This is a genomic window from Streptomyces yongxingensis (genome assembly GCF_055597465.1).
The window spans coordinates 9,854,195-9,866,418 of record NZ_CM145717.1; the positions used below are offsets into that span (position 1 = coordinate 9,854,195).

Genomic DNA, 12,224 nt, shown 5'->3' on the forward strand with positions numbered 1-12,224 from the left:
CAGCCATGAGCAGCAGCCAGAGCGAACAGATCGTCGAAGCCCTGCGCGCCTCGCTGAAGGACAACGCCCGGCTGAAGCACGAGTACGACAAGGCGGTCGCGGCCACCACCGCCCCCATCGCCATCGTCGGGATGGCCTGCCGGCTGCCGGGCGGGGTGAGCACACCGGAAGACCTGTGGGAGCTGGTGTCCACCGGCGGCGACGGCATCTCCGGCTTTCCGGTGAACCGCGGCTGGGACCTGGACAACCTCTTCCACCCCGATCCGGACCACCCCGGCACCAGCTATGCCACGGAAGGGGGTTTCCTGCACGACGCCGGTGAGTTCGACGCGGGCTTCTTCGGCATCTCGCCCCGGGAGGCCGTGGCGATGGACCCCCAGCAGCGGATCATGCTGGAGCTGTCCTGGGAGGTGTTCGAGCGCGCCGGGATCGACCCGACCAGCAGGCGGGGCGAGGACGTCGGCGTCTACTCCGGTATCGCGTTCCACGACTACGGCGCCGGTCTCGCCGAGGTCCCCGAAGGGCTCGAGGGCTTCATCCTCACCGGTGGCGCGGGAAGTGTGCTGTCCGGACGGGTCTCCTACGCGCTCGGCCTCGAAGGCCCCGCCGTGACGATCGACACGGCGTGCTCCTCGTCGCTGGTGGCGTTGCATCTGGCGGCACAGGCGCTGCGGGCGGGTGAGTGCTCGATGGCACTGGCCGGCGGGGTCACCGTAATGGCGGCCTCCGACGCCTTCGTGGGCTTCTCCCGCCAGCGGGGACTGGCCCCCGACGGCCGGTGCAAGGCGTTCGCGGCCTCGGCGGACGGCACCGGGTTCTCCGAGGGCGCCGGTGTGCTTCTGCTGGAGCGCCTGTCCGACGCCGTCGACGCGGGACACCCGGTACTGGCGGTGGTGCGCGGCTCGGCGGTGAACCAGGACGGTGCGTCCAACGGCCTCACCGCGCCGAACGGCCCCTCACAGCGGCGTGTCATCCGCCGGGCGCTGAGCAGCGCGCGGCTGACGGGCGCCGATGTGGACGTGGTGGAGGCACACGGCACCGGTACGGCACTGGGCGACCCCATCGAGGCGCAGGCCCTGCTGGCCACCTACGGCCGGGACCGCGATCGCCCGCTCTGGCTGGGTTCGGTGAAGTCCAACATCGGCCACACCCAGGCCGCCGCCGGTGCGGCCGGTGTGATCAAGATGGTGATGGCGCTGCGGCACGGCGTACTGCCGAAGACGTTGCATGTGGACGCGCCCACGCCCCAGGTGGACTGGTCGGCCGGTGCCGTGGAGCTCCTGACCGGCGAACAGCCGTGGCCGGAGACGGGACGGCCGCGCCGGGCCGCCGTATCGGGCTTCGGCATCAGCGGCACCAACGCCCATGTGATCCTCGAAGAGGCCCCGGCACCTCAGCCCAGCGAACCCGGCCCCGCGACCGGCTCGACCGCCGTATCCGGTGCGGTCGGTGCGTCGGGGACGGTCGCCGAAACCGGCACCGCCGCCACCGAACCGGCGCCGTCGTCACCACCGGTGCTGGATGACGCCCCGGTGCCGCTTCTGGTGTCCGGGCGGGGCGAGCCGGGGCTGCGCGCTCAGGCCCAGCGCCTGCTGTCGTTCCTCGACGAACGCCCCGACGTGGCCCTGCCGGACCTCGGCTGGTCGCTGGCTTCCGGGCGCGCCGCGCTCGAGCAACGCGGCGTAGTGCTGGCCACCGACCGGGACGGCGCGCTGCGCGGCCTGACCGCACTGGCCCACAACACCCCCGCGCCCGATGTGATCCGCGGCACCGGTCCGGCCACCGGGCACATCGCCTTCGTCTTCCCCGGCCAGGGCTCGCAGTGGCAGGGCATGGCGGCCGAACTGCTCGCCTCCTCACCGGCGTTCGCCACCCGGTTCGCGGAATGCGACGACGCGTTGAGCCGCCTCCTGGACTGGTCCGTCAGCGATGTGATCCAAGGGGCCGAGGGAGCGCCTTCCCTGGACCGCATCGAGATCCTGCAACCCGCGCTGTTCGCTGTGCATGTGTCCTTGGCGGCGGCGTGGGCGGCGGCCGGGGTCGAACCGGCGGCGGTGGTCGGCCACAGCCAAGGGGAGATCGCGGCCGCGTACGTGGCCGGGGCGCTGTCGCTGGAGGACGCGGCCAGGATCGTGGTCCTGCGCAGCGCCCTGTTCGCCGAGGAACTGGTGGGCAAGGGCGCGGTGGCCTCCGTGGCGCTGTCGCCCGACGCCGTGGAGAAGCGGCTGGCGGACTGGGGCGAGCGGCTGGTGATCGCCGGACGCAACGGCCCCTCGGCGGCGACCGTCGCGGGCGAGGTGGCCGCGCTGGAGGAGTTCGTGGCCGGGTGCAAGGCCGACGGGGTCCGGGCGCAGGTCGTGGGCTCGACGGTGGCCTCGCACTGCGCCCAGGTCGATCCGTTGCGGGACCGCATCCTGGCGATGTTCGCCGACATCACTCCGCGCCGCGGACACATCCCGTTCTACTCGACGGTTACCGGCGGTGCGCTCGACACCGGCGAACTGGACGCCGAGTACTGGTTCCGCAACGCGCGCCACCCGGTGAACTTCGAGGGCGCCGTCCACGAACTCCTCGCCGACGGATTCGGCTTCTTCGTGGAGTCCAGCGCCCATCCCGTCCTGGTGACGGCCATGCAGCAGATGTTCGAGGACGCCGGGGCCGACGCGGTGGCCGTGGGCTCCCTGCGGCGGGACGAGGGCGGTGCGCGACGGTTCCTGGCCTCCCTCGCCGAGGGCCACGTGGGTGGGCTGCCGGTGGACTGGGCCACGGTGTTCGCCGGTTCGGACCCGCGTCGGATCGATCTGCCCACGTACGCCTTCCAACGGAGCCACTACTGGCTGGAGGCGGCCGACACCTTCGGCGACGCGGCGGGGCTCGGCCTCGAACCGGCCCAGCACCCCCTGCTGGGCGCGGTCACCGAATTCCCCGAGTCCGGCGGGGTGTTGTTCACCTCCCGGCTGTCGCTGCGTACGCACCCCTGGCTGGCCGACCACGCGGCGGCGGGCACGGTGCTGCTGCCCGGGGCGGCGTTCGTGGAGCTTGCGGTGCGCGCCGGTGACGAGGTCGGCTGTGGTGTCGTCGAAGAGCTCGTCATCGAGGAACCGCTCACCCTGGCCGAGGGCGACGGCGCGCGCCTCCAGGTGTTCGTGGGCGAGGCGGGCGACTCCGGGCGGCGCCCGCTCTCCCTGCGCTCCCGCGCGGAGGGAAGCGGCCCCGGGGCGGCGTGGACGCGGCACGCCACCGGTGTCCTGGCCCCGGCCGCCGTCGCCACCCCGCCGGACACCGGCCTCGTCCAGTGGCCACCGGCCGGGGCGGTCGCGGTGGACACCGAGCGGGTGTCCGAGGCGTATGAGGACATGGCCACAGCCGGTTACGGCTACGGACCGGCCTTCCGGGGACTGCGCGCGGTGTGGACCCGGGGCGAGGAGGTGTTCGCCGAGGTCGCACTGGCCGACGACCAGGGGCTCTCGGCGGACGGCTTCGGCCTGCACCCGGTGCTGCTCGACTCGGCCATGCACGCGATCGCCTTCCGCGACCTCGGCGCCGCCCAGCCCACGCTGGCGCTGCCGTTCGCCTACCGCGACGTCGCCCTGCACGCCGCCGGAGCGTCCGCGCTACGCGTCCACATCATCCCGAACGGCCCCGAGGAAGTGGCGCTTCAACTGGCGGACACCGGTGGCGCGGCCGTCGCCACCGTCAGATCGGTGGTGTCCCGGCCGGTGGCCACCGAACTGCTGGACACCGGCACCAGCCCCGCCCGGGAGCGGATGTTCCGCGTGGGCTGGGACGAGCTTCCGGCACCGGCGGCCGACACCACACCGGACACACCCCATCCCGTACCGGTGGCGACCGCCGAGGACATCCGCGAACTGGCCGAGACGGCCGACCTGGGCGTGCCCGAGGCGCTGCTCCTGGACCTGGCCGGCGACGGCCAGGAGCCGAGCGCGAGCGGCGTACGGGAGGTGACCGGCCGGGTGCTGGAACTGCTGCAGACCTGGCTGGCCGCACCCGAACTCGAGGACACCCGGCTGCTCGTGCTCACCCACGGCGCGGTGGCCGTACACCACGACCGGGAGCTCACCGACCCCACCGCCGCCGCCGTATGCGGTCTGCTCCGGTCCGCCCAGGCCGAGAATCCCGGGCGCATCACACTGGTGGACACCGACCGGGCCCAGGCGTCCCTGGCCCTGCTGCCCGGCGTGTTCACCGGCGGAGAGCCGCAACTCGCCCTGCGCGACGGCATCCGCTACGCCCGCCGCCTCACCCGCGCGGACACCACCGGCGCGCTCGCCCCACCCGCGGGCGCGGCGGCCTGGCGGCTCGAGCCCGGCACCGACGGGACCCTCGAAGGTCTGGCGCTGCGCCCCGCGCCCGCCGCGCTGGAACCGCTGGCGGCCGGTCAGGTCCGGATCGAGGTCCGGGCGGCGGGGCTGAACTTCCTGGACGTCCTGGTCGCGCTGGACATGAACCGGGTCGATGCCACCATCGGCAACGAGGGCTCCGGCGTGGTCACCGAGATCGGCCCCGGAGTGGCCGGGCTCACCGTCGGCGACCGGGTGATGGGGCTGTTCCCCGACGCCGTCGGCCCGCTGGCCGTGGCCGACCACCGCACCGTGGTCAGGATCCCGCACGGCTGGTCCTTCCAGCAGGCCGCCACCGTGCCGATGGCGTTCCTCACCGCCTACTACGGGCTGCGCGACCTCGCCGGTCTGCGATCCGGTGAGTCCGTACTGATCCACGCCGCCGCCGGCGGGGTCGGCATGGCCGCCGCGCAGCTCGCCACGCACTGGGGTGCCGAGGTGTTCGCCACCGCCGCCCCCGCCAAATGGGACGCCGTACGCGCCACCGGAATCAGCGAGGACCGGCTCGGCAACTCGCGCACCGTGGACTTCGAAGCGCACTTCCTGGACGCCACCCAGGGCCGGGGTGTCGATGTGGTGCTGGACAGCCTGGCCGGGGAGTTCGTGGACGCCTCGCTGCGGCTGCTGCCCCGAGGAGGCCGGTTCCTGGAGATGGGCAAGACCGATCTGCGGAGCCCCGAGGAGGTCGCAGCCGCCCACCCCGGCGTCTCCTACCAGGCGTTCTCCCTCTATGAGGCGGGCAACGACCGCATCGGGGAGATGCTGCGCGAACTGGTCGACCTGTTCGACCGAGGGGCGCTGCACCCCCTGCCGCTCAACACCTGGGACGTACGCCACGCCCCGGCCGCCTTCCGCCACATGAGCCAGGGACGGCACATCGGCAAGAACGTGTTCACCCTGCCCCGCACCCCAGACGCCACCGGCACCCTCCTGGTCACCGGCGGCACCGGCTCACTGGGCCGTCTGGTGGCCCGGCGCATGGTGACCGAACACGGAATGCGCAACGTCGTCCTGGCCGGACGGCGCGGCAGGGCCGCCACGGGGATGCCCGAGCTGGAGGACGAGCTCGGCGCGCTGGGCGCCACCGTGCGCACGGTGGCCTGCGACCTCGCCGACCGGGAGGCGCTGGCCGAACTGCTCGGCTCGATCCCCCAGGACACCCCGCTGACCGCCGTGGTGCACACCGCCGGGCTGCTGGACGACGGCGTGATCACCACCCTGACCCCGGAACGCCTGGACACGGTGTTCCGCCCCAAGGTGGACGCGGTGCTCAACCTGCACGAGCTGACCCGCGACCTCGACCTCGCCGCGTTCATCCTCTTCTCCTCCGGCGCGGGCACCTTCGACTCCCCAGGCCAGGGCAACTACTCCGCCGCCAACGCCTTCCTCGACGCGCTCGCCCGCTACCGCCACGCCCAGGGGCTGCCCGCCACCTCTCTCGCCTGGGGCCTGTGGGGGCAGGTCACCGACATGAGCGCACACCTGGACGGCTCCGACCAGCGGCGCATGGCCCAGGGTGGCATGCTCGGCCTCTCCGTGCCCGAGGGCATGGAGCTGTTCGACACCGCGTTGCGCGGCCCCGACACCGTACTGGTCCCCGCACACATGGACTTCGCCGCCCTGCGCACCCTGGCCGCCTCCGGCTCGCTGCCCGCGCTGCTGCGCGCCCTCGTCCGCACCCCGCGCCGGGCCGTCGACAACGCGGCGGCGGACACGGACGACCTGGTGAGCAGGCTGGCCAGGGCAACCGCCGGCCAGCAGGAGAAGATCCTGCTCGACCTGGTCCAACAGGAGGCCGCCGCCGTCCTCGGCCACTCCTCGGCCGACCTGATCGAGCCCAACCAGCCCTTCAAGGAGATCGGCTTCGACTCCCTCACCGCCGTGGAGCTGCGCAACCGGCTCTCCCGCCGGGCCGGGGTACGGCTGCCGGCCACGCTCATCTTCGACCACCCCGCTCCCGCGCCACTCGCCCGCTTCCTCCTGGCCGAACTGGGCCAGGAGGTCGACACCTCCGAGCTGCTGATGACCGAGCTCGACACGGTGGCCACGACCCTGGCCGAGGTGACCCCCGACGCCACGACCCACGCCACGGTGCTGGCCCGGCTCCACCTGCTGGTCGAGCAGTGGGAGACCACGGCAGGCGCCACAACCGCCGATCAGGACGAGGAGTTCGACGTGGACACCGCGACCGACGAGGCCATGTTCGAGCTCATCGACCGGGAGTTCGGCACCTCGTGACCGCCCGGCCCCGCGCGACGACACGCCACACGCCGCCGACCCTCCAGCAGACGCCACCGTTTCCTTCGGGAGTGAACACCCATGGCAGATGACGGGAAGCTGCGCGACTACCTCAAGCGCGTGCTGGCGGACGCCCGCCGTTCCCAGAAGCGGATCCGCGAGCTGGAGGCCGAGAAGACGGAGCCGATCGCGATCGTCGCGATGGCCTGCCGGCTTCCGGGCGGGGTGTCCTCCCCGGAGCAACTCTGGGAGATGGTGCTGCACGGGCGGGACGGGATCACCGGCTTCCCCGGGAACCGCGGCTGGGATCTGGCGAACCTGTTCCATCCGGACCCAAACCACCGGGGCACCAGCTATGTCCGCGAGGGCGGATTTCTGCACGACGCCGGGGAGTTCGACGCGGGCTTCTTCGGGATCTCCCCGCGCGAGGCGGTCACGATGGATCCCCAGCAGCGCATCATGCTCGAGCTGTCCTGGGAGGCGTTCGAACGGGCGGGGATCGACCCGACCGCATGGCGCGGCAAGGACGTCGGTGTCTTCTCCGGGTTCGCGGGCAGCGACTACGGGGCCGGGTTGCCGGAGCTTCCCGAGGCACTGGAGAGCTATCTGATGACCTCCGACGCCGGAAGTGTGCTCTCCGGCCGGATCTCGTACACCTTCGGGTTCGAGGGCCCCGCCGTCACGGTGGACACCGCGTGCTCCGCGTCCCTGGTGGCCCTCCACCTGGCGGCGCGCGCCCTCCGGGCGGGGGACTGCTCGATGGCGCTGGCCGGTGGCGTCACCGTCCTGGGCACACCCCGGGCGTTCATCGGCTTCTCGCGCCAGCGCGGACTCGCCGCCGACGCCCGCTGCAAGGCATTCGCCGCGGCGGCCGACGGCACCGGCTTCTCCGAGGGTGCGGGCGTGCTGCTGCTGGAGCGGCTGTCGGACGCGGAGCGACATGGCCATCGGGTGCTGGCGGTGGTGCGGGGCAGTGCGGTGAACCAGGACGGCGCGTCGAATGGATTGACCGCCCCGAACGGTCCGTCTCAGCAGCGTGTCATCCGGCAGGCGCTGGCCCATGCGCGCCTTGGTCCGTCCGACGTGGACGCGGTGGAGGCCCATGGGACGGGCACGGCGCTGGGAGACCCGATCGAGGCACAGGCGCTGCTGGCCACGTACGGGCAGGGGCGACCGGACGACCGCCCGCTGTGGCTGGGCTCGCTCAAGTCCAACATCGGCCATACCCAGGGTGCGGCGGGCGTGGCCGGAGTCATCAAGATGGTGATGGCACTGCGGCATGGGGTCCTGCCGAGGACGTTGCATGTGGATGAGCCGACGCGGCAGGTGGATTGGTCGGCGGGTGCGGTGGAGTTGTTGACGGAGGAGCGGGTGTGGCCGGAGGTGGGGCGTCCGCGTCGGGCGGGGGTGTCGGGGTTCGGGGTGAGCGGGACGAACGCGCACGTGATTCTGGAGCAGGCTCCCGAAGTGGCCACCGAGGCGGTGCCGGAGGCGTCGGGTGGTGTGGTGCCGTTGGTGGTGTCGGGGCGTGGCGATGCGGGGTTGCGGGCCCAGGCGCGGCGACTGCTGGACTTCGCCGAAGGCCACCCGAAGGTGGGGGTGACGGAGCTGGGTGTGGCGTTGGGTTGTGGTCGGGCGGGGTTGTCGGATCGTGCGGTGGTGGTGGCGGGGGATCGTGAGGAGGCGTTGGCGGGGTTGGGCGCGGTGGCGCGGGGTGAGTCGGGTGTGGGGGTGGTGTCGGGTTCGGTGGTGCGTGGTCGGTTGGGGGTGTTGTTCGCTGGTCAGGGGTGTCAGCGGGTGGGGATGGGGCGTGGGTTGTATGAGGCGTTCCCGGAGTTTCGGGAAGCTTTTGACGCGGTGTGTGAGGTGTTGGATCGGGAGTTGGGTGCGGGTGGTGTGTCGGGTTCGGTGCGGGGGGTGGTGTTCGGGGACGGTGAGTTGCTGGAGCGGACGGTGTTCGCTCAGGCGGGGTTGTTCGCGGTGGAGGTGGCGTTGTTCCGGTTGGTGGAGTCGTGGGGTGTGGTGCCGGATGTGGTGGGTGGGCATTCGGTGGGTGAGGTGGTGGCGGCGTGTGTGGCGGGTGTGTTGTCGTTGGAGGATGCGGCGGTGTTGGTGGCGGCGCGGGGTCGGTTGATGGAGGCGTTGCCGGGGGGTGGCGCGATGGTGGCGGTGGGTGCGGGTGAGGATCAGGTGCGTCCGTTGTTGGTGGCGGGGGTGGGTATCGCTGCGATGAATGGGCCTGCGGCGGTGGTGCTCTCCGGTGATGAGGGGCCGGTGCTGCGGGTGGCGGAGGAGTTGTCGGAGCGGGGGTGCCGGACGAGGCGTCTGGCGGTCTCGCACGCGTTCCACTCCGCCCGGATGGAGCCGATGCTGGAGCAGTTCCGGGAAGCGATCGCCGATGTGTCCTTCGCCGCCCCGGTGATTCCCCTGGTATCCAACGTGACCGGGGGTTTGGCGGATGCGGAGGCGGTGTGTTCGCCCGCGTACTGGGTGGAGCACGTGCGTTCGGCGGTGCGGTTCGCGGATGGAGTGCGGGCACTTGCGGAGTACGGGGTGAGTACGTACCTGGAGCTGGGCCCCGATGGCACGCTGTCCGCGATGGGCCGCGAGTGCCTGGACGACGCGCACGCCGCCTTCGTACCGGCCCTCCGCCGGGAGGGTGACGAGACCCGCGCCCTTGTCACGTCTCTGGCCACCTGCCATACGCGTGGTGTGCGTGTGGACTGGACAACGGTGCTGGGCGGAACGCATACCGGTTCGGTCGATCTGCCGACATACGCCTTTCAGCGGGAGCACTACTGGTTGGTGGGGGACGGGAGTGGAGCCGGTGATGTGGCGGCTGCCGGGCTGGCGGGGGTGGAGCATCCGTTGTTGGGTGCGGTGACGGAGGTGCCGGGGTCGGGAGAGGTGTTGTTCAGCTCCCGGCTGTCGCTGCGTACGCATCCGTGGCTGGCTGATCATGTGGCGGCGGGTGCGGTGTTGTTGCCGGGGGCGGCGTTTGTGGAGTTGGTGGTCCGGGCCGGTGATGAGGTCGGGTGCGGTGGGGTGGAGGAGTTGGTGATGGAGGCTCCGCTGGTTTTGGCGGAGGGTGGGGCGGTGCAGGTGCGGGTGAGTGTGGCGGAGGCCGATGAGGAAGGTCGGCGCGCGGTGCGGGTGTATTCGCGGGCGGAGGACGGGGGTGTGGGTGCCGCGTGGGTGCGGCACGCGAGCGGGACGTTGCGGTCCACGTCGGGGGTCTCTGCTCCTGATGTGGGGTTGTCGGTGTGGCCTCCGACGGGTGCGGTCGCGGTGGACGCGGCGGAGCTGGAGGACCTGTACGACGATCTGGAGCGAGCTGGGTATCGGTACGGGCCGGTGTTCCAGGGGGTGCGGGCGGCCTGGCGGCTGGATGGTGCGGTGTACGCGGAAGTGGCTCTGCCGGAGGAGCGGCGGGCCCAGGCGGCAGGGTTCGGACTGCATCCGGCACTCCTTGACGCGGCCCTGCACGCCGCCGCGTTCCAGCACCGTGCGGAGCGTGCCGACCAGCGGACAGCACTGCCCTTCGTCTGGCGCGATGTGGCGCTCCATGCCACGGGTGCCACGGCCTTACGGGTACGGGTGGTCCCCACCGGAGAGGACACCCTGACGCTGGAGTTGGCCGATGAGACCGGCGCCCCGGTGGCTTCGGTGGGTTCGATGGTGTCCCGCCCGGTCGAGCCCGGGCAGTTCAAGACCGCCTCGACTCATGACCGTCTGCTCCGCCCGGGATGGGAGGAGACAACCCTCACGCCCGTCGGCACCGCACTGGGCGCGGTGCGGGTGGCCACGGCCGAGGATGTGCGCGCGCTGGCCGCACGAGGTGACCGGTTCGACGCCGTGACGGTCGAGGTGGCCGACACCGGAGGTGTGCGTGAGCTGACCAGCCGCGTACTGGAAGTCGTCCAGGCGTGGTCGACCGAACCCGCGCTGGACAGCACCCGGATGGTCGTGCTGACCACGGGCGCCGTCGCCGTCGATCCGAGTGAGCCGGTCGACCCCGCCATCGCCGCCGTATGGGGGCTGGTCGGCACCGCGCAGTCGGAGAACACCGGCCGGATCCTCCTGCTGGATGTCGACAACGCGCCGTCCTCGTACGCCACGCTGAGCACCCTCGTCCCCGCCCTGTTCGCCGCCGACGAGACCCAGGCCGCCGTCCGCGCGGGAGCGTGCTTCCTGCGGCGGCTCACCCGTGTGGTGGAGCCGCCCGAGACCGGAGCGGGTGGTGTGGACGTGGGGGGGACGGTGGTGGTCACCGGCGGTACGGGGGCGTTGGGCGCGGTGGTGGCGCGGCATCTGGTGGCCGTGCATGGGGTGCGGAGTCTGGTGTTGGCGAGTCGGAGCGGGCCTGAGGCCGTGGGCGCCGCCGAGTTGGAGGCGGAGCTGGTGGGGGCGGGTGCGCGGATACGGATCGTCGCGTGTGATGTGGCCGACCGCGACGGGGTGGCCGGGCTGCTGGATGCCGTCCCAGAGGATGCTCCGTTGTCGGCGGTGGTGCATACGGCCGGTGTGCTGGATGACGGTGTGCTGACCGCGTTGACCCCGGAGCGTATGGATACGGTGTTCCGGCCGAAGGTCGATGGGGCGCTGCATCTGCATGAGCTGACCCGGGACCTGGGCCTCTCCGCCTTCGTCCTGTTCTCCTCCGCCGCCGGCACCTTCGGCAGCTCCGGGCAGGGCAACTACGCGGCCGCCAACGCCTACCTCGACGCGCTGGCACAGCACCGGGCCGCCCAAGGGCTTCCCGCGATCTCCCTCGGCTGGGGCATGTGGTCCCAGGACGCGGGGATGACCGCCCAGCTCGGCGACACCGACCACCGTCGACTGGCGCGCGACGGACTCGCCGCGCTGACCTCGGCCGAGGGCATGGAGCTGTTCGACACCGCGTTGCGTACCGGCGAACCCACGGTCCTCCCCCTCAAGCTGGACCTCGGCGCACTGCGGGCCCAGGCCGCCACCGGGGCGGTGCCGCCACTACTGCGCGGGCTGGTCCCCCAGCCCCGGCGGATCCGGCAGAAGGCCCAGCCGGCGCATGCGCACGACGCCGACGCGCTCACCACACGACTGGCCGGGGTGGGCCCCGTGGACCGGCAGGCGATCCTGCTCGACCTGGTCCGGCAGGAGGCGGCGTATGTGCTCGGCTACGCCTCGGTCGGCCGTATCGGCCCCGATGCGGCCTTCACCGACGTCGGCTTCGACTCGCTCACGGCGATCGAGCTACGGGACCGGCTCCTCGCCCGTACCGGGCTGCGACTCCCCGCCACGTTCGCCTTCGACTTCCCCACGCCGCTGGCCCTGGCGGACCACCTGAACACCCGCCTGGGCGCCGACACCATCCAGGACCCGGTGCTGGCCGAAGTGGCGAGGCTCGAAGAACTGGTGGCCACCCGGCCACCGGACGGCGCCAAGAACACGGGCGCCGCCGCCCGGCTCCGGGCCCTGGCGGCCAAGCTCAGCACCGATGCCCCCGGGCCGGCCGGAGGCGCCGACATCGAAGCGACGCTCGAGGCGGCGTCGGTCGACGACGTACTGGCCTTCATCGACGACGAGTTCGGAATCGTGGACCCGGCGGATTCCGACCGCGCCTACGAGTGAAGGGGAAGGTGACCT

2 protein-coding genes are annotated in these 12,224 nt (G+C 72.3%); both read left to right on the top strand.

Features of this window, described 5'->3' with window-relative positions; translation table 11 throughout:
* The first annotated feature begins 5 nt into the window (after positions 1-5).
* Positions 6-6,599: a type I polyketide synthase gene (locus tag ACZ6TD_RS42090; protein ID WP_471346694.1), complete on the top strand. Its 6,594-nt coding sequence runs from the start codon at positions 6-8 to the stop codon at positions 6,597-6,599.
* 81 nt (positions 6,600-6,680) lie between these two features.
* Positions 6,681-12,209 carry a type I polyketide synthase gene (locus ACZ6TD_RS42095; protein WP_471346696.1) on the top strand — a complete coding sequence of 1,843 codons (5,529 nt, stop codon included), beginning with the start codon at positions 6,681-6,683 and terminating at the stop codon, positions 12,207-12,209.
* Positions 12,210-12,224 lie beyond the last annotated feature (15 nt).